Raw genomic sequence first — 19,716 nt, 5'->3', positions numbered from 1 at the left:
GGTCAGGACGTTGCGACGACTTCGCGACGAAATCGACACGATGTCCCCACGAAAAACTTACGAAACCATTTATGGCTTTATTTTCAATGAGTTGACGAAAGCAGGGAAGACTTCTGCCGGGCGCTCGGGCAGCGCCATCACGCCGATGTCGGCACCGTCGGACACGGCGAGCGACACGTACACGTCATTCCCGTCAACGCTGCTGCTCAATCCATTGCCGGCACTGAGCCGAGACGCATCCAGGCAACGCGAAACCGCCTCGACCCCATCGGCGATACGCAGCAGGCCGGAGCTGCACTGGCTGGATTCATCCAGATAGTCGACGCGACCGCCGCCGGCAACCGACCATGCGCGGTAGCGCCAGCGCGAGGGCTTGTCGGCGCTCAGCTGCTGGACGCTGGCCGGCGACAGTGATGCATCCACCGACCACAGTCCACTGGCGCCCAGCTGGGTGAAAACCACGCGTCGCCGCTCACTGTCAAAGCGCGCCTGGGACACGCCGTACAAGGTCGCCAGTCGCTGCCAGTCGCGCCGGTCGTACAGACTCATGCGGGTGCGCTGGTCGTCGCCGCGCTCTATGACCAGCAAACGATCCGGATCATCGAGGTACAAGGCCTGCAACGGGCGTGCCACCGGCACCGGCACCACGCTCAGCTGTTCATCGCGCGGAGTGATCTCGTAGACGTGGGGCTCGCCCTGGTCATCACGGCCCAGCACCAGCAGGTGGCGGCTGTCGGCCGACCATGCCGGTGGCTGCCGGGTATCCGGCCGCAGTCCCTCGATGGGGCGCAGGGATTGCGGCTGCTGCAGATCGGCCCACCACAGGGCGTAGCTGCCGGAACGGTCTGAAGCGAACACCATCTGGCGGTCGTCCGGTGCCAGCATCGGCTGGCTGTCGCGGCCGCTGGAGGCGAACAGCCGCTGTGCCCGCGCAGGGTCCTTCACCGGCACCTTGTACAAACCGAACTGTGCCTTGCGGTGGACGAAGGCCAGGAAGTTCGTCGAGCGCGCGACCGCCGGCCACTGTGCGTCGTCCAGGCCGAGGTCGCGCAGCGTGCGTGCCTCGGTGTCCAGCTGGTACAGGCGCGCTTCGCTGTCCACCCGGCGACCGAACACGATCTGCCGGCTGTCACCCAGCCAGGCCCAGCCACGGAACTCGGCGGCGTCGTCGGTCAGCTGCTCCAGCGGCCCCCCTTCGGCCGGCATCCGCCACAGGTCACCGACCTGCGGGTTGCGCACGAACACCAGCCAGCGCCCGTCCGGGGAAATACGCGGGGCGTAATCGAAGTCGTCCTTGTGCGCGGCATAGGTCAACGCACGCCACCGCCCGCTGGCAAGGTCCAGTACCCGGATCCCGCGGTGGGCGTAGGTGCCCACCATGCTGCCGAACACCAGCCCGCTGCCGTCCGGCGTCCAGTCGAAACTGAGCAGTTCGGTACCGTCGCAGCGCGTGGCCTCGCGCACGTTGCCGCCGGTCGCGCTGGCGATCAGCACTTGGCAGCGACCGTTGCCGGAGAAGCGCGCGAAGGCGATCTCGCGGCCGTCCGGGGACCAGTTCGGGAAGCGGTCCACCGCCCCGTCCGGACGGTCCACCAGATTGCGCGCCGGCGCGTTGCCCGAGGTCTGCACCTTGATCTGGCCGCTGCCGTCTTCTTCACTGGCTTCGTACGCTACCTGCGAGCCATCCGGCGACAGCGTGGGATAGGTTTCAAAGCCCGCAGTGGCGGTGATGAGTCGATACGGGCGCTGCGGACTGCCGATCACCCGCGTGCCGTTTTCCACCGCCGCGTCGACTGCCGAAGGTGACGTATCCCGATGCAGCAGCAGCCAGGCCATCACGCCCAGCGCCAGCAGCATGGACAGACCCACGCCCAGCAGCACCCAGCGCCGGGCGCGTCGCCAGGCACTGCGGGGCCGTATCGGCGCCAGCAGCAGGGGCTCGGGAGGCGTGTGGATGGCGCCCGTGTCCGTGTCCATGTGCATGGCCAGGTCCACGTCCGTGTCTGCGTCTACGTCCACATCCCTGCCCGCGGGCGGCTGCACCGGCGGCGGCGTTGGCGCGTCGCCCGCCGGCACGGCGGATCGTTCAAGCGGATCCACCGCACTCACTGCTACCCGCAGGCGATAGCCGGTCTTGGCGATCGTCTCGATGTAGGCGGGACCGTCCTCGCTGTCGGCGGTGAAGGCCTTGCGCAGCTGGGTCACGGCCTGGGTCAGCACATCATTGGTGGGCAGCGTGTCCGGCCACACCTCGGCGAACAGCTCATCCCGGGTCACCACGCGCCCATTGCTGCGGACGAGCACGCGCAGCACGCCCACCGCCTTCGGCGTGAGCCTGCGAAGTCGCCGCGCGCCGGGCACCTGCACTTCACGTGACGACAAGGTCACGGTGCATTCGCCGATGCGCAGGATATCTGCATCATGGAAAGGGCTGTTGCTGATGGTCATCTATCTCGAACGCGGGCGGCAGGCGGGATGCCAGCCAGGCGCGCGTGAATGACCGGGAGGTGCAATCGCGAACAGCCAGACTCTGCAAACAGCATGAACCCATAACGCAAATGAATCGAAGCGCGCGAATACTAGCCTATGCGAGTTAACCGCACATGCTGCGGCGGACATCAGGCACTCTCTCGCCCACGTATTCAGATAATCAGTTTCACTCTTCGCGCCTTCCGGGGCGCGATTTTTTTATCTGCCATTCATTTTTGTCGGTGCTCGAGCATGGTCAGACCGACCAGGCGCGATACCACCAAGGCCACGTACATGACCCCGCAGAACTGCGCCAGCATTACCAATGCGCGTGCCTGGGGGTGTACCGGAACGACGTCACTGAGACCGACTCCGGACAGTAAGCTGAAGCTGAGATAAAGCAGCTCCATCCAAGTGCGGAATTGGGTTTGGCTGGTGGCCAGGAAACTGCCCGGATACCACTGCTGGCAGACCGAGAAGGCGAAAGCAAACGCCCACGCAAGCAGGGTAAAGGTGGCGCCTGCAGCAAACAGTTCGTCGCGGGTGACTTTATGGTCCTGCAGCATGTAGGCGATCAACGCACCGGCGGTATAGAAGTACAGCAGGCTTTCCAGCAGCTGCGCCGTGGTGCCCAACCCGGTCTTGCCCAACAGCACCGCGGCGATGGAAAACACCACCGAGGGAATGGCCAGCAACAACGCAAGCCAGGTGCCCAGCGGGCTGCGCTGCACCACCCACAGGGCGAGCCCGAGCACCGCGATGCCGAAAGTGCCCACTGCCGCCCGCCCCGCCGCGGTGTCATCCATTGCCGGATACACCAGCACGCCCAGCAACTGCACCGCCAGCAACCAGGCGGAGGGATGGCGACGGGCGATGGCGAGCCAGCGCAGGGTGTGCGGGATGGGCATGGCGCGGCCTTGGGAAACGATGGGCGGAGGATACCGGGGGAGAGCGTGACGACCAACGGTCGTCACCCACCAGGACCCACGGTCGTCACCTGCCCGGACCCAAGGTCGTCACCCCTACCCGCCCGCGGACTGCCCGCGGAGCTCCTGGCTGATCTTCATCGAACAGAACTGTGGCCCGCACATCGAGCAGAAATGGGCGCTCTTGTGTGCGTCCTTCGGCAGGGTCTGGTCGTGCAGTTCCCGGGCCTTTTCAGGATCCAGGCCGAGGTGGAACTGGTCTTCCCAGCGGAACTCGAAACGGGCCTTGCTGAGCGCGTTGTCGCGCACCTGCGCGCCGGGGTGGCCCTTGGCCAGGTCCGAGGCGTGGGCGGCGATGCGATAGGCCATGATGCCGTCGCGCACGTCCTGCCGGTCCGGCAGGCCCAGGTGTTCCTTGGGGGTGACGTAGCAGAGCATCGCCGTGCCGTACCAGCCGATCATCGCCGCGCCGATCGCGCTGGTGATGTGGTCGTAGCCCGGCGCGATATCGGTGGTGAGTGGCCCCAGGGTATAGAACGGGGCCTCGCCGCATTCGCGCAGCTGCTTGTCCATGTTCTCCTTGATCAGGTGCATCGGCACGTGGCCCGGGCCCTCCACCATCACCTGCACGTCGTGCCGCCAGGCCACCCTGGTCAGTTCGCCGAGGGTTTCCAGTTCGGCGAACTGTGCCGCGTCGTTGGCATCGGCGATGCAGCCCGGGCGCAACCCGTCGCCCAGCGAGAACGTCACGTCGTAGGCCTTCATGATTTCGCAGATGTCGTTGAAATGCGTATGCAGGAAGTTCTCCCTGCGATGCGCCATGCACCATTTGGCCAGGATGCTGCCGCCGCGCGAGACGATGCCGGTCATCCGGTCCGCTGCCAGCGGCACATGCGCGGCCCGCACCCCCGCATGCACGGTGAAGTAATCCACGCCCTGTTCGGCCTGTTCGACCAAGGTATCGCGGTATACCTCCCAGCTGAGGTCTTCGGCACGACCGCCGACCTTCTCCAGCGCCTGGTAGATCGGCACGGTACCGATCGGCACCGGTGAGTTGCGGATGATCCACTCGCGGGTTTCGTGGATGTGTTTGCCAGTGGACAGGTCCATCACCGTATCGCCGCCCCAGCGGATCGCCCAGACCAGTTTCTCCACTTCCTCGGCGATGCCCGAGGACACCGCACTGTTGCCGATGTTGGCGTTGATCTTGGTCAGGAAGTTGCGGCCGATGATCATCGGCTCGCTTTCTGGATGGTTGATGTTGTTGGGCAGCACCGCCCGGCCACGGGCGATCTCGCTTCGCACGAATTCCGGAGTGATGACGCGCGGGATGGCAGCACCGAAGGATTGTCCCGGATGCTGCTGCAGCAGTCCGGCATCGAGCACCGCATGCAGGCGCTGGTTCTCGCGGATGGCGACGAACTCCATCTCCGGGGTGATGACGCCCTGGCGGGCGTAGTGCATCTGGGTCACGTTGGCGCCGGCATGCGCGCGACGGGGCGGGTGGCGCGCCGGGAACCGCACCGCGGCCAGCCGGGCATCGAGTTCGCGCGAGCGACCAAACACCGACCCCGGCCCGCCCTGCAGTCCCGTGTCGGCGCGTTCTTCGATCCAGCCCCGGCGCAGCGCCGGCAGGCCCGCCGCCAGCTCGATCCGCGCCGCTGGATCGGTATAGGGGCCGGAGCTGTCATAGACCGCCAACGCGGCATTGTCGCCGCCGCCGAACGCGTCCGGGGTCGGGCTGAGCGCGATTTCGCGCATCGGCACCTGCAGGTCGGGCCGGGAACCGGCCACATGCACCTTGCGCGATCCCGGGATAGGCCGGGTGACGGTTTCGGAAAGCTGCTGCACCTGCTGCTGCAGGTCATCGTACGGTGCGTTCATCGGGCTTCGTCCAATCAGGTTCGGGGACGAAGCGGCGGTGCGCCGACGCACGCACGCCGACCCCCGGGAGGGCCCACGCACGGACGGCATTGCAAAGCTTCCCTACGCCGGTATGAGCCGGATCAGGTTCCAAGGGACTATCTCAACCGCGGCCAGTTCGCCGCGGTACCCCCGCTTCAGCGCGCATTAGAACATACCGCCGCTGTCGCGGACGACACACTGACGAGTCCATGACGCCACGCTGGGTAACATGACGCAGCGCACTGTCGCGCCTGCTCCTGCAGGCATGCGACCGTCCGCCGTCCTCCGCATTGCTGGCATTGCCCGGCATCGCACTGCAAGCTTCTGCTCGCTCCCTCATTCGCTGATCGGAGAAGCCCCTCCATGGTGTTTCGAATTTCCATCGCACTGGTCGCTGTCCTGGTGCTGCTCGCCGGGCTCGCACCGGATTCTTTCAACGCCGTCGTACAGGCCGTGCTGGCCGAGGTGGTCCGCGGCGCTGGCTGGCTGTACCTGCTGGTCGTGTTCCTTGCGCTGACCTTCCTGCTGTACCTGGCGTTCGGACGCTTCGCCAGCCTGCGCATCGGTGGCGAAGATGCCGAGCCGGACTTCTCCCGCGCCAGCTGGATGTCGATGCTGTTCGCCGCTGGCATGGGCATCGGTCTGGTGTTCTGGGGCGCGGCCGAGCCCGTTTCGCATTTCGTCAAACCGCCGGAAGGGCTGGAACCCATGGGCATGGACGCGGCGCGTGCCTCGATGCGCTACGCCTTCTTCCATTGGGGCCTGCATCCGTGGGCGGTGTACGCGTTGATCGGCCTGGCCATGGCCTGGTTCCAGTTCAACCGCAACGGCCGCGGCCTGGTCAGCGACATGCTGCAGCCGATCATCGGCCGACACCATCGCGGCTGGATCGGCCACGCGGTCAACATCTCCGCCGTGGTGGCGACCGCGGTCGGCGTGGCCACCACGCTGGGCTTCGGCACCATCCAGATCGCGGCCGGTCTGGAACGGGTGCTCGGCATTCCCTCCAGCGTACCGACCCAGATGGTGATCATCGCGGTGGCGTTCGTGCTGTACATGGCGTCGACCCTGAGCGGGGTGGAGCGCGGGGTCAAATGGCTGTCCAACTTCAACCTGGGCCTGGCTGCGTTGCTGTTGGCCATGGTGCTGGTGTTGGGTCCGACCGGCTTCATCTTCGACACCTTCACCACCACGCTGGGGTCCTACCTCAACCAGCTGGTGACGATGAGCCTGCGCATGTCGCCGTTTTCCGGCAGCACCTGGGTGGCCGACTGGACCATCTTCTATTGGGCGTGGTGGATTGCCTGGGCACCGTTCGTGGGGTCGTTCATCGCACGCATCTCGCGGGGCCGCAGCGTGCGGGAGTTCGTGATCGGCGTGGTCATCGCGCCGACCGTGCTGGGCTTCGTCTGGTTCTCCGTATTCGGGGGCACCGCGCTGTGGTCGCAGTTGTTCGGCCATGTCGATCTGGTGGCCGCGCTGGGCAATGGCTACGAAACGGTGCTGTTCACCATGTTCGACAGCCTGCCCTTCCCGCTGCTGCTGGCCAGCGTCGCGCTGGTGCTGCTGATGATCTTCTTCGTGACCTCCGCCGATTCGGCAGTACTGGTGTTGGCCAGCATGTCCACCGATGAGGCCGGTGACCCGCCGCCGAAGCGCAAGCTGGCGTGGGGCGTCGGTGTTGCGCTGATCGCGGCGGCCTTGTTGCTGGCCGGCGGACTGTCCGCGCTGCAGGGCATGATCACCATCGCTGCGCTGCCCTTCGCGGTGCTGATGATCCTGGTGATGGTGTCGTTGTACCGCGTGCTGGACCAGGAATGGACACGCGAGCGGCGCAAGGCGCAGCGCGCGCGGCAGATGATCGAGGCGTGGATCGAACGCGAGATGGCGGCGCAGGAAGAAACGCGGCTGGAAGCAGAGAACGCGGCTGAGCGCGACTGATGGGTGTGGTGGGTTGCCGGGCTGCGCCCGGCGGCCCGCTTCGAAGCAACGTCAACGTCAAAAGCAACAGCCTGCAATGCTGCTTGTTGGCGCGGCGGGGTGGGTTGGCGGGAATCGCCGTGAATCCGTCCATGGAGGCTCGCCATCCGCATCCATGCGGATGAGCGTTCCCGCCAACCCACCCCGCCCCGCCTTCGACAGGTCCATGGTGGCCATGGACAAGGCAGGGACTGGAAGAGTGGGAGAAAGATGGGGTCAGAGTCCTTTCGCGTAGCGAAAGGACTCTGACCCCTGCCTTTGTTCTTTTCTTAATTACGCGGGTGAAGGCCACCGGAACCTGTCAGGGGGTCGGGCGGGGGGGCTGGGCGGGGGCGTTGAGCGCCATGGATGGCGCGAAACGAGGCCCCCAGGAGCGGCTCTTGCCGTCCCCCGACCAGCCCCACCGCCCGGCCCAAACGCGGCGGCGGCTCTCGGCCCAGCCGCGAGGGGGGTCTCCCCGTTCGACGCCCCCCTCAATACCCCGCCGCCTGCCCATCCTTGCGGCTCTCCGATGCGCCGTAGTACACGCCCGTCTCCGGGTCGCGCAGGATCGCCTGGTAGCCACCATACGGACCGTCAGCGAACACCACGCGATGGCCCTTGCGCATCAGCGCGCGGATCGTGTCATACGCAAACCCTGTTTCCAGGTTGACCTCGCCGCCGTCACTCATCGCCGTGGCCTGGCCGGTCGGCTCGGTCGAACCCTCGTGCTGGATGCGCGGCGCATCGCCGGCCTCCTGCAGGTTCATGCCGAAGTCCACCAGGTTCATCACGATCTGCGCATGCCCCTGCGGCTGCATCGCCCCGCCCATCACGCCGAAGCTCGCATACGGCTTGCCGTCCTTGGTGATGAAGCCGGGGATGATGGTCTGGAACGGACGCTTGCCCGGCGCATAACCGTTCGGGTGGTCCTTCTGCAGCACGAACATCTCACCACGATCCTGCAGGATGAAACCGAGTCCCGGGGGCGCCATGCCACTGCCCATGCCGCGGTAGTTGGATTGGATCAGCGACACCATCATGCCGTCGGCGTCGGCGACGGTCATGTAGATCGTATCGCCCTCTTCCAGCTGCTTCGGCGTGCCCGGCTGCACTTCCTTCAGTGCCTTGTCCATCGAAATCAACGCACGGCGCTCGGCCGCGTACTCCTTCGAGATCAGCTTGGCCACCGGCGCGGCCGGCTGGAACGCCATGTCCGCATAGAAGCGCGCGCGGTCGGCAAAGGCCAGCTTCTTGGCTTCCACGAACAGGTGCACGTGCTCGGCCGAGCCAAAGGGAATCTTCGAGAAATCGTAGCCTTCCAGCACGTTGAGGATCTGCAGCGCGGCGATGCCCTGGCTGTTGGGCGGCAGCTCCCACACATCGTAACCGCGGTAGTTGCTGCTCACCGGATCGACCCATTCGCCATGGTGGGCGGCCATGTCGTCGAAGCTCAGGTAACCGCCGTTGGCCTTGAAGTAGCTGCCGATGGTGCGCGCGATGTCGCCCTTGTAGAACGCATCGCGGCCGCCATCGGCGATCTGCTGCAGCGTGTTGGCCAGGTTCGGGTTCTTCCACAGCTCGCCCTTGCGCGGGGCATGGCCGTTGATCGTGAACTGTTCCTTGAAACCGGGATACTGCGACAGGCGCGGCACCGAGCGATCCCAGTAATACGCGATGACCTCGGCCACCGGATGGCCTTCGCGTGCGTAGCGGATGGCCGGCGCCAGGTTGTCGGCCATCGGCTTGCGGCCGAAACGCTCGTGCAGGGCGAACCAGCCATCGACCGCACCAGGCACCGACACCGGCAGCGGACCGGTGGCCGGGATTTCCTTCAGCCCGCGGCGTTGGAACTCGGCCAGGGTGAGCGATCGCGGCGAGCGGCCGGAGCCGTTGTAGCCATGCAGCTGCTGGGTTTTCGGATCCCACACGATGGCGAACAGGTCGCCGCCGATGCCATTGCCGGTGGGCTCCATCAGCCCCAGCGCCGCGTTGGCGGCGATTGCGGCGTCGACCGCGCTGCCGCCGTTCTTCATCACGTCCAACGCGATCTGGGTGGCCAGCGGCTGCGACGTCGCCGCCATCGCATGCGGCGCGATCACTTCCGAACGGGTGGCAAAGCCATGGCCGGTCACACGATCAGCGGCGAGGGCAAGCGTCGGCAGCGTCGCCAGCAGGGCAGCGGCCAGCAGGCAGCGGGTCAGTCGTCGGGTCACGTCGGGAAGTTCCTGGGAAGGGATACCGCGATAGTGGCCTGTCTGCGCGTTGCCGGGTATCCGGCATAGGTCATGGACGTGCGGCGCCGCTGCCCAGCGACTGCGCGAATGGCGCGAACGACGCGCCCCGCACTGCGGTGCGACGCTGGTTTCATGCGCAACAATGCAGGTGGCACAAGGCTTTCGCGTGGATTCAGCGGCAACCAATCCGCAGGCATCGACAAGGGTTGACACACCTTGGCCCGCATGTTTTCCTCGGACCCATGTTGCAGCGCCACACGCCACCGCCAACGAACTTCGAGCCCGCCGCCATCGGCGCCGCCTCGCTGCGTTCGCTCCTCGTACTCGTACTTATTAGCCAGCCCACCGGAGCGGGACGAGCCAGCGTGTAAGCAACAGACACACAGGTACTCGATCAAAACCCGCACCGGTCCCGGCGCGGGTTTTTTCGTTTCAGAACATGGCAACACCCTTCCTCCTCACCCGACCCCTCTGCAAGGAACCACCACGATGAGCACCAACGACCTGCCCCAGACCAAGATCGCTGTCGTCGGCTACGGCAGCCAGGGCCGCGCGCACGCACTGAACCTGCGTGAATCCGGCTTCGACGTGGTGGTGGGCCTGCGGCCCGGCGGCCCGACCGAAGTCAAGGCCCAGGCCGATGGCTTCACCGTCAAGGCACCGGCCGAGGCAGTGAAGGATGCCGACCTGGTCGCCGTGCTGACCCCGGACATGGTGCAGAAGAAGCTGTACGAAGACGTGCTGGCACCGAACATGAAACAGGGCGCGGTGCTGCTGTTCGCGCACGGCCTGAACGTCCACTTCGACATGATCACCCCGCGCGACGACCTGGACGTGGTGCTGGTCGCGCCGAAGGGCCCGGGCGCGCTGGTCCGCCGCGAATACGAAATCGGCCGCGGCGTGCCGTGCATCTGGGCCGTGCACCAGGACAAGAGCGGAAACGCCGCCAAGCATGCGCTGGCCTATGCCACCGGCCTGGGCGGCGCGCGTGCCAACCTGATCCAGACCACGTTCAAGGAAGAGACCGAAACCGATCTGTTCGGCGAACAGGCAGTGCTGTGCGGCGGCGCCTCGGCGCTGGTGCAGGCCGGTTTCGAAACGCTGGTGGAAGCCGGTTACCAGCCGGAAATCGCGTACTACGAAGTGCTGCACGAACTGAAGCTGATCGTGGACCTGTTCTACGAAGGCGGCATCTCGCGGATGCTGGAGTTCATCTCTGAAACCGCGCAGTACGGGGACTACGTCAGCGGCCCGCGGGTCATCGACGCCGGCACCAAGGAGCGCATGAAGGAGGTCCTGAAGGACATCCAGGACGGTACGTTCACCAAGAACTGGGTTGCCGAGTACGAAGCGGGGCTGCCGAACTACAACAAGTTCAAGCAGGCCGACCTGGACCACCCGATCGAGAAGGTAGGCAAGGAACTGCGCGCCAAGATGGTCTGGCTGCAAGGCCAGGCTGCGTAATCCACGCAGCCCTCCCCCACCCGCTCTGCAAGGTTCCCCATGAACATCCCCGCACAACGCAGCGCGCCGCCCAACGGCGCGCGCTGGCTGACCCAGGCACTGGAGGCCGAAGGCGTGCAGACGCTGTTCGGCTATCCAGGCGGTACGATCATGCCGTTCTACGACGCCCTGGTGGATTCGCGGTTGAAGCACGTGCTGGTGCGCCACGAGCAGGGCGCCGCGTTGGCTGCCAACGGCTTTGCGCGTGCCAGTGGCCGGGTCGGCGTGTGCATCGCCACTTCCGGCCCGGGCGCTTCCAACCTGGTCACCGGCATCGCCGATGCGATGCTGGATTCGGTGCCGATGGTCTGCATCACCGGCCAGGTCGCCACGCCGTTGCTGGGTACCGATGCGTTCCAGGAACTGGACGTGTTCGGACTGACCCTGCCGATCGTCAAGCACAGCTGGCTGGTGCGCAGCGTGGATGACCTGCCGCGCGTGGTCGCCGAGGCGTTCCGCATCGCGCGCGAAGGCCGCCCCGGCCCGGTGCTGATCGATCTGCCCAAGGATGTCCAGGTCGCCGATGCCAGCCATCTGCCGGCCCATGTCCCGGCCACGGTGGAGGCACCGCCTGCGCCGACCGGGCAGGCCATCGCCGATGCCATCGCCGCCATTGCAGGCGCGGAAAAGCCGGTGATCTACGCCGGCGGCGGCATCGCACTGGGTGACGCCGTCGATGCGCTGCGCGATTTCGCCGCGGCCAGCGGCATACCCACCGTGCTGACCCTGCGTGGCCTGGGAGCACTGCCGGCAGGACACCCGCAATCGCTGGGCATGCTGGGCATGCATGGCACCCGCGCGGCCAACATGGCCGTGCAGGAAGCCGACCTGCTGCTGGTGCTGGGCGCGCGCTTCGATGACCGCGCCACCGGCAAGCTGACCGAGTTCGCGCCCTTCGCGCGCGTTGTGCACATCGATGCCGACGCCTATGAAATCTCTAAGCTGCGTACCGCCGACGTCGCCGTCCCCGGCAATGTGGCCCAGGCCATCCGCGCCCTGCACGCCGCCTTCCCGGCACCGCCGGCCACCCAGTCCGCCTGGCGCAACCGCTGCGCGCAGCACCGCGAGAAGTTCATTGCCCGCTACGACGCACCGGGCAAGCACATCTACGCGCCCGCGCTGCTGAAGCGACTGAGCGAGTTGGCGCCGGCCGATGCGGTGATCGCCTGTGATGTCGGCCAGCACCAGATGTGGGTGGCCCAGCACTGCCGCTTCAACCACCCGCGCAACCACCTGACCAGCGGCGCGCTGGGCACGATGGGCTTCGGCCTGCCGGCGGCAATGGGCGCGCAGTTCGCCTGCCCCGAGCGCACCGTGGTGCTGGTCTCCGGCGATGGCAGCTTCATGATGAACGTGCAGGAGCTGACCACCATCGCGCGCTGTCGCCTGCCGGTAAAGATCGTGCTGCTGGACAACAGCTCGCTGGGCATGGTCCGGCAGTGGCAGGAACTGTTCTTTGCCGAGCGCTACAGCGAGATCGACCTGTCCGACAACCCGGACTTCGTCGCGCTGGCCAAGGTGTTCGGCATCGCCGCCACCCGCATCGACGCGCGTGACGACGTGGAAGGTGGGCTGGCGGCGCTGCTGGCCGAACCCGGCCCGGCGCTGCTGCACGTGGCCATCGATGCGCGCGCCAATGTGTGGCCGCTGGTGCCGCCCAACACCGCCAACAGCACGATGCTGGAAGCCAACCCCGCCCATGTCAGCCAGGAGGCTCCCAATGCAATACCGGCTTGACCTGGTGCTGCATCCGGCCGAAGGCGCGCTGCTGCGCGTGATCGGCATGGCCGAGCGACGCGGCTTCGCCCCGCGCGCCATCCACGGTGCACCCGATGCCGATGACCAGGGCCGTTGGCACCTGCAGCTGGTGGTGGATGGTACCCGTCCGCCGGAAACCCTGTGCCGGCAGATCGAAAAAATCTACGACTGCGTATCGGTGCAGGTGACCGAACTGCAGGGAGCAGCCGCATGAACGCCCGTACCGTGCAAGCGGTGCCGGCACGGAGGCGTCTTCTTCGGCGCCCGTCGTCGTGGCCGTGCGCACAACGCGTGGTCCACCATGCCTGCCGCTGACCGCGCCGGCACCGAACCTGACGTAGGCGATGTAACCGTCGCCGACGTGCTGGCCGCGCAGGCCCGCCTGCGCCGCTTCCTGCCGCCCACGCCGCTGCATCACGCCGAACGCTTCGGCACCTGGCTGAAGCTGGAAAACCTGCAGCGTACCGGCTCCTACAAGGTCCGCGGCGCGCTCAATGCACTGCTGGCCGGCCGCGAGCGCGGCGACCTGCGTCCGATCATCTGCGCCTCTGCCGGCAACCACGCCCAGGGCGTGGCCTGGGCCGCGCATCGGCTGGGCGTGCAGGCGATCACCGTCATGCCGCACGGCGCGCCGGCCAACAAGATCGCCGGCGTCGCCCACTGGGGCGCCACCGTGCGCCAGCATGGCGAGAGCTACGACGACGCCTGGGCCTTCGCGGTGGAACTGGCCCAGCGCCATGACTACCGCTTCCTGTCCGCCTTCGACGATGCCGATGTCATCGCCGGCCAGGGCACGGTCGGCATCGAACTGGCCCCCCATTCGCCGGACGTGGTGATCGTGCCCATCGGCGGCGGCGGCCTGGCCTCCGGTGTCGCCCTGGCGCTGAAATCGCAGGGCGTACGCATCGTCGGCGCGCAGGTCGAAGGCGTGGACTCGATGGCCCGCGCGATCCGCGGCGACGTCCGCCCGATTGCCCCGGTGCCCTCGCTGGCCGACGGCGTGCGGGTGAAGATCCCCGGTTTCCTGACCCGCCGCCTGTGCGCCTCGCTGCTGGACGACGTGGTGATCGTGCGCGAAGCCGAGCTGCGCGAGACGCTGGTGCGGCTGGCGCTGGAAGAAAACCTGATTGCCGAAGGCGCCGGCGCACTGGCCCTGGCCGCCGGTCGCCGGGTTGCCGGACGCCGCAAGTTCGCGGTCGTCTCCGGCGGCAACATCGACGCCTCGGTACTGGCCGGCCTGCTCACCGACGTGCGCCCACGCGCCCCGCGCAAACCGCGCCGGCGCCGCCCCGAAACCCTGCGAACGCCCGCCATGGCGGTCGCACCGCCTGCGTTGAAACCTGCTTCTTCCCCTTCCCACCTGCACGCCGCACTGCCCGCTGTCGAGGAGACTTCCCCATGACCACGCCGACCAACGAACGAATTACCCAGCCGCGCATCCGCATCTTCGACACCACCCTGCGCGATGGCGAACAGTCGCCCGGCTGCAGCATGAGCCCGCAGCAGAAGCTGGTCATGGCGCGTGCGCTGGACGAGCTGGGCGTGGACGTGATCGAAACCGGATTCCCGGCCAGCTCCCAATCCGACCGCGAGGCGATGACGATGATCGGTCGCGAAGTGCAGCGCCCGATCCTGGCGGTGCTGTCGCGCTGCCTGGCCGGCGACATCGAAACCTCGGCGCGCTCGCTGGACGCAGCCGCGCACCCGCGCCTACACGTATTCCTGTCCACCAGCCCGCTGCACCGCGAGCACAAGCTGCGCATGAGCCGCGAGCAGGTGCTGGAATCGGTGCACAAGCACGTCGCGCTGGCGCGTTCGTACATTGATGATGTCGAGTTTTCCGCCGAGGACGCCACCCGCACCGAACTGGACTACCTGATCGAAGTGTCACGCGTGGCGATCGCCGCCGGCGCCACCACCATCAACCTGCCGGACACGGTCGGCTTCACCACGCCGGAGGAAATCCGCGCGATGTTCCAGCAGGTCATCGCCGGCGTCGCCGATGTCAGCGGTGCCGGGCAGGTGATCTTCAGCACGCACTGCCACAACGACCTGGGCCTGGCCGTGGCCAATTCGCTGGCCGCCATCGAAGGCGGCGCCCGCCAGGTCGAATGCACCGTCAACGGCATCGGCGAGCGCGCCGGCAACTGCTCGCTGGAAGAGATCGCCATGGTGCTGAAGGTGCGCCAGGCCTTCTACGAGCAGGACACATCCATCAACACCCCGCGCATCGTCGGTACCTCGCAGCTGCTGCAGCGGCTGGTCGGCATGCCCGTACAGCGCAACAAGGCAATCGTCGGTGCGAACGCCTTCGCCCACGAATCCGGCATCCACCAGCACGGCATGCTGCGCCACCGCGGCACCTACGAAATCATGCGCCCGGAAGACGTGGGCTGGGAAGACTCGCAGATGGTGCTTGGCCGCCACAGCGGCCGCGCCGCGGTCGAGGCGCGCCTGCGTGCACTGGGCTTCTGGCTGGAAGAAGAAGAACTGAAATTGGTGTTTGAACAGTTCAAGTCGCTGTGCGAGCAGCAGCGCGTGGTCACCGATGCGGACCTGCAGACCCTGATGCAGGGCGGCGCCAGCACCCCGGGCTACCGTCTGGCCTCGATGACCATCAGCGATGTCGGCAGCCGTGCCAATGCACTGGTCGAACTGTCCGATCCGGATGGCAACCGGGTGGCCGAAACCGCACAGGGCGATGGCCCGGTGGATGCGCTGTTCGGTGCCCTGTCTTCGGCCACCGGCGTCAGCCTGCAGCTGGACAGCTACCAGGTGCACAGCGTAGGCATCGGCGCGGACGCACGCGGCGAGGCCAACCTGAGCGTACGCAGTGGCGAGGACGTCTTCGAAGGCACCGGCACCAGCCGCGACATCATCGAGGCCTCGGCATTGGCCTGGCTGGACGTCGCCAACCGCCTGCTGCGCCAGCGCGAAGCCACTGCCGCCCCTGACACCGCCGCTGCGGCGGCCCACGCCTGAGTATCCCAGCATGAGCGCTTTCACCTCCGTCGGCATCGACGCCGGCCAGACCTGGAATGCCCAGGATTACGCCATCGACGCCGGCTTCGTGCCGGTGCTGGGCAGCGCGATCGCGCGCCTGCTCGATGCGCGGCGGGGTGAACGGGTCCTCGACCTCGGCTGTGGCGACGGCGTGCTCAGCACCGAACTGGCACTGACCGGCGCGCAGGTGATCGGCGTGGACGCCTCGCCCGAGCTGGTGATCGCCGCGCGCGCACGCGGGGTCGATGCGCAGGTCATGGACGGCCATGCGCTGGCCTTCGATGGCGAATTCGATGCAGTGTTCAGCAACGCCGCGCTGCACTGGATGCGCGAGCCGGACCGCGTACTGGCTGGTGTGCGGCGTGCATTGAAACCCGGCGGACGCCTGGTCGCCGAGTTCGGTGGCGATGGCAACGTCGCCGCCATCGTCGGTGCCGTGCAGGCCGCCCGCGTGGCGCACGGCCACGGCGAAAGCGCGTTCAGCTGGTACTTTCCCACCGTGGAAGCCTACAGCGACCGGCTGCGCCAGCATGGCTTCCACGTGCAGTTCGCCGAGCGCGTGGAGCGCCCCACGCCGCTGCCCACCGGCATCGCGGGTTGGCTGCGGGTGTTCGCCGCGCCGTTGCTGGCCGACCTGGACAGCACGACTGCCTGTCGCATGCGTGGTGCCGCCGAAGCACTGCTGGCGGACCTGCCACGTGATGCGTCGGGCCTGCCGCTCGCCGACCATGTGCGGCTGCGCGTGCTTGCGCGTCGCCGCTGAGTGTTGACCTCCTCCCGATTACCCCTGATGTTCTTCATCGCACCTTCCTGCCAGGCCATCGCATGACCCCCGCACCCAGCACCCTGTACGACAAACTGTGGGACGCCCACGTGGTCGTCCCCGAATCCGACAGCGCGCCCGCCGTGCTGTACATCGACCTGCACCTGATCCACGAAGTGACTTCGCCACAGGCCTTCACCGAGCTGCGCGAACGCGGCCTGTCGCCGCGCCGGCCGGACCGCACCAAGGGCACCATGGACCATTCCACGCCGACGCTGCCCGCGCGCGCCGATGGCTCCCTGCCCTATGCCAGCGCGGCCTCCGAAGCCCAGGTGGCGATGCTGGCCAGCAACTGCGCCGAGTACGGCGTGGAACTGTTCGACATGGCCTCGGCCGACCGCGGCATCGTGCATGTCATCGCGCCGGAACAGGGCTTCACCCTGCCCGGCATGACCATCGTCTGCGGCGACAGCCATACCTCCACCCATGGTGCGTTCGGTTCGCTGGCGTTCGGCATCGGCACCAGTGAAGTCGGCCACGTGCTGGCCACCCAGTGCCTGCTGCAGCGCAAGGCGAAGACCATGGCGATCACCGTGGACGGCGCGCTGCCGGCCGGCGTCGGCGCCAAGGACGTGGTGCTGCACATCATCGGCGTGATCGGGGTCAACGGCGGCACCGGCCATGTGCTGGAGTTCCGCGGCAGTACCATCGCGGCGATGGACATGGAGCAGCGCATGACCCTGTGCAACATGTCCATCGAAGCCGGTGCACGCGCCGGCATGGTGGCCCCCGACCAGGTCACCTTTGACTGGGTGGCCGCCACCCCGCGCGGGCCGAAGGGTGCCGACTTCGATGCCGCCGTGGCGCGCTGGTCGCAGCTGCGCAGCGATGACGGCGCACGCTTCGATGCAGAGGTTTCGATCAACGCGGCCGACATCCGTCCGACCCTCACCTGGGGCACCCATCCAGGTACCGCGATCGCTGTGGACGCGCCGATCCCGGCGGCCAACGATGCCGCTGCACAGAAGGGCCTGGACTACATGCAGCTGCATGCCGGCGACACCCTCAAGGGGACGCCGGTGGACGTGGTGTTCGTGGGGTCCTGCACCAATGGGCGGCTGAGTGACATGCGTGAAGTCGCCCAGGTGCTGCGTGGCCGGCAGGTAGCCGATCACGTGCGCATGCTGGTCGTGCCGGGCTCGGAAATCGTCAAGCGCCAGGCTGAGGCCGAAGGCATCGATGCCATCGTGCGCGCCGCCGGTGCCGAATGGCGCGAGCCCGGCTGCTCGATGTGCATTGCGATGAACGGCGATCTGGTAGCACCGGGCCAGCTGGCGGTGAGCACCAGCAACCGCAATTTCGAGGGCCGCCAGGGCCCGGGCTCGCGCACTTTGCTGGCCTCGCCGATGACCGCCGCGTGGGCGGCCGTCAATGGCCGCGTCGCCGATACCCGTGATCTGTTCAACCAGGAGGTGGCCTGATGAGCGGCTTCCGCACCCTGGCGTCGGCCAGCGTGGTGTTGCGCCAGACCAACATCGACACCGACCAGATCATCCCGGCGCGTTTCCTGTCCACCACCGAACGTGCCGGCCTGGGCCGCAACGCGTTCAACGACTGGCGCTGGACCGCCGATGGCACGCCCAATGCCGACTTCGCCTTCAACCAGCCGCATAACGCCGGCCGCAGCATCCTGCTGGCGGGCCGCAACTTCGGCTGCGGCTCCTCGCGCGAACACGCGCCATGGGCACTGACCGACCTCGGCCTGCGCGCCATCGTCAGCAGCGAGATCGCCGATATCTTCCGTGGCAATTCGCTGAAGAACGGCCTGCTGCCGGTGGTGCTCGACGAGGCCGACGTACAGGCGCTGATGCAGCGCCCGGATGACGTGCTGACCCTGGACATCGCCGCGCGCGAGCTGCGCACGCCCGATGGCCGCGTCTACACTTTCCCGCTGGATGGTTTTTCGCAGACCTGCCTGCTGGAAGGTGTCGACCAGCTGGGTTACCTGCTGGGGCGCGTCCCCGAAATCGAACGTTACGAGACTGAACATGCACGCTGAGATCGTCGTACTGCCCGGTGATGGCATCGGCCCGGAAGTGGCCGCCGCCGCCGTGGCCGTGCTGGAAGCTGTCGCCACCCGCTTCAACCACACCTTCAACTTCAACGAGCATGACATCGGCGGCATTGCCATCGACCGCCACGGCGAACCGCTGCCGGCCAGCACGCTGGACGCCTGCCGGGCGGCGGACGCGATCCTGCTGGGCGCGGTGGGCGGCCCGAAGTGGTCCGACCCGAATGCGAAGGTACGTCCGGAACAAGGTCTGCTGGCGATCCGCCGCGCACTCGGCCTGTACGCCAACCTGCGCCCGGTGCGCACCCATGAAGCGGCACTGGGCGCCTCGCCGATCAAAGCCGAACTGCTGCGCGGCGTCGACTTCGTGGTGGTGCGCGAACTGACCGGTGGCATCTACTTCGGCGAAAAAACCCGCACTGCGGACGCCGCCAGTGACCTGTGCAGTTACAGCGTGGTGGAAATCGAGCGGGTGCTGCGCAGCGCCTTCCAGCTGGCCCGCCAGCGCCGTGGCAGAGTCACCTCGGTGGACAAGGCCAACGTACTGGAAACCTCGCGGCTGTGGCGCGACGTTGCCACCCGGCTGGGCCGCGATGAGTTCCCCGACGTAGCGCTGGAACACCAGCTGGTCGATTCGATGGCCATGCACCTGCTGGCCAAGCCACGCGAGTACGACGTGATCGTGACCGAGAACATGTTCGGCGACATCCTGACCGATGAAGCCTCGATGCTGGCCGGGTCGCTGGGCCTGCTGCCGTCGGCATCGCTGGGCGAGCCCGGTTCGGTCGGCATCTACGAGCCGATCCACGGTTCGGCGCCGGACATCGCCGGCAAGGGCATCGCCAATCCCTACGCGACGATCTTCAGCGCGGCGATGCTGCTGCGCCATTCGTTGGGCCTGGAAGCCGAGGCCGCGGCGGTTGAAGCGGCCGTGCACGCGGCGCTGGATGCAGGTGTGTTCACTGCGGATCTCGCTGTCGCCGGCAGCGCGGTGTCCACCACGCAGGCCACTGCAGCAGTGCTCGAACGACTGCAGGGCTGAGGCAACGTCAACGTCAACGTCAGAAGCTGCAAGGCCGCGAGTTGGCGGGGGGGGGGGGGGGGGGGGGGGGGGGGGGGGGG

General features: G+C 67.2%; 13 protein-coding genes, 1 pseudogene and 1 riboswitch. Of the genes and pseudogenes, 10 read left to right on the top strand and 4 right to left on the bottom strand.

The window, feature by feature from the left end:
• Nucleotides 1–69: 69 nt before the first annotated feature.
• From H9654_RS05815 to thiC, 3 genes and pseudogenes are all read right to left on the bottom strand, one after another.
• A complete protein-coding gene (locus H9654_RS05815) occupies nucleotides 70–2,448 on the bottom strand; it encodes a winged helix-turn-helix domain-containing protein (RefSeq protein ID WP_191769747.1) in 2,379 nt (792 codons plus the stop codon).
• 251 nt (nucleotides 2,449–2,699) lie between these two features.
• Nucleotides 2,700–3,377, bottom strand: coding sequence for an ion channel (locus H9654_RS05810; protein ID WP_191769745.1), 678 nt, complete (start codon nucleotides 3,375–3,377; stop codon nucleotides 2,700–2,702).
• 123 nt (nucleotides 3,378–3,500) lie between these two features.
• A pseudogene (gene thiC, locus H9654_RS05805) lies at nucleotides 3,501–5,279 on the bottom strand (phosphomethylpyrimidine synthase ThiC); the annotation flags it as partial.
• A gap of 81 nt (nucleotides 5,280–5,360) precedes the next feature.
• A riboswitch (TPP riboswitch) is annotated at nucleotides 5,361–5,462 on the bottom strand.
• A 201-nt stretch (nucleotides 5,463–5,663) separates the two neighbouring features.
• On the opposite strand from thiC, the gene H9654_RS05800 reads away from it, so the two are divergent.
• On the top strand, nucleotides 5,664–7,241 hold the full coding sequence (locus H9654_RS05800) for a BCCT family transporter (RefSeq protein WP_191769742.1): 1,578 nt from the start codon (nucleotides 5,664–5,666) through the stop codon (nucleotides 7,239–7,241).
• Nucleotides 7,242–7,753: 512 nt separating this feature from the next.
• On the opposite strand, the gene ggt is transcribed toward H9654_RS05800, so the two are convergent.
• The gene (ggt, locus tag H9654_RS05795) at nucleotides 7,754–9,463 is read right to left on the bottom strand and encodes a gamma-glutamyltransferase (protein WP_191769944.1); all 1,710 of its coding nucleotides are present in this window, start codon (nucleotides 9,461–9,463) and stop codon (nucleotides 7,754–7,756) included.
• A gap of 522 nt (nucleotides 9,464–9,985) precedes the next feature.
• Here ggt and ilvC point away from each other — a divergent pair.
• The 9 genes from ilvC to leuB all read left to right on the top strand — a co-directional run bounded on the left by ilvC (nucleotide 9,986) and on the right by leuB (nucleotide 19,636).
• Entirely contained in the window at nucleotides 9,986–10,960 is a 975-nt protein-coding gene (gene ilvC, locus H9654_RS05790; RefSeq protein ID WP_101099004.1) for a ketol-acid reductoisomerase, read from the top strand.
• Nucleotides 10,961–10,999: 39 nt separating this feature from the next.
• Nucleotides 11,000–12,736, top strand: coding sequence for an acetolactate synthase 2 catalytic subunit (gene ilvG, locus H9654_RS05785; RefSeq protein WP_101099003.1), 1,737 nt, complete (start codon nucleotides 11,000–11,002; stop codon nucleotides 12,734–12,736).
• Nucleotides 12,720–12,971, top strand: a complete 252-nt coding sequence (locus H9654_RS05780; RefSeq protein ID WP_101099002.1) for an ACT domain-containing protein — start codon at nucleotides 12,720–12,722, stop codon at nucleotides 12,969–12,971. The genes ilvG and H9654_RS05780 overlap by 17 nt, the downstream gene beginning before the upstream one ends.
• Nucleotides 12,972–13,058: 87 nt before the next feature.
• Nucleotides 13,059–14,159: a threonine dehydratase gene (locus H9654_RS05775; RefSeq protein ID WP_191769740.1), complete on the top strand. Its 1,101-nt coding sequence runs from the start codon at nucleotides 13,059–13,061 to the stop codon at nucleotides 14,157–14,159.
• Nucleotides 14,156–15,739: a 2-isopropylmalate synthase gene (locus tag H9654_RS05770; RefSeq protein ID WP_191769738.1), complete on the top strand. Its 1,584-nt coding sequence runs from the start codon at nucleotides 14,156–14,158 to the stop codon at nucleotides 15,737–15,739. Before H9654_RS05775 ends, H9654_RS05770 begins: the two co-directional genes overlap by 4 nt.
• A gap of 10 nt (nucleotides 15,740–15,749) precedes the next feature.
• A complete protein-coding gene (locus H9654_RS05765) occupies nucleotides 15,750–16,523 on the top strand; it encodes a class I SAM-dependent methyltransferase (protein WP_191769736.1) in 774 nt (257 codons plus the stop codon).
• Nucleotides 16,524–16,585: 62 nt separating this feature from the next.
• Nucleotides 16,586–18,004: a 3-isopropylmalate dehydratase large subunit gene (gene leuC / locus H9654_RS05760; protein WP_191769734.1), complete on the top strand. Its 1,419-nt coding sequence runs from the start codon at nucleotides 16,586–16,588 to the stop codon at nucleotides 18,002–18,004.
• A complete protein-coding gene (leuD, locus tag H9654_RS05755) occupies nucleotides 18,004–18,582 on the top strand; it encodes a 3-isopropylmalate dehydratase small subunit (protein WP_191769732.1) in 579 nt (192 codons plus the stop codon). Before leuC ends, leuD begins: the two co-directional genes overlap by 1 nt.
• On the top strand, nucleotides 18,572–19,636 hold the full coding sequence (leuB, locus tag H9654_RS05750; RefSeq protein WP_191769730.1) for a 3-isopropylmalate dehydrogenase: 1,065 nt from the start codon (nucleotides 18,572–18,574) through the stop codon (nucleotides 19,634–19,636). The genes leuD and leuB overlap by 11 nt, the downstream gene beginning before the upstream one ends.
• Nucleotides 19,637–19,716: the final 80 nt, after the last annotated feature.

This window comes from Stenotrophomonas lacuserhaii (assembly GCF_014836545.1).
In the GTDB taxonomy this organism is placed as follows: Bacteria; Pseudomonadota; Gammaproteobacteria; order Xanthomonadales; family Xanthomonadaceae; genus Stenotrophomonas; species Stenotrophomonas lacuserhaii.
Note: the sequence above shows the minus strand (reverse complement) of the source record. Positions and strands in the feature narration are given on the sequence as shown.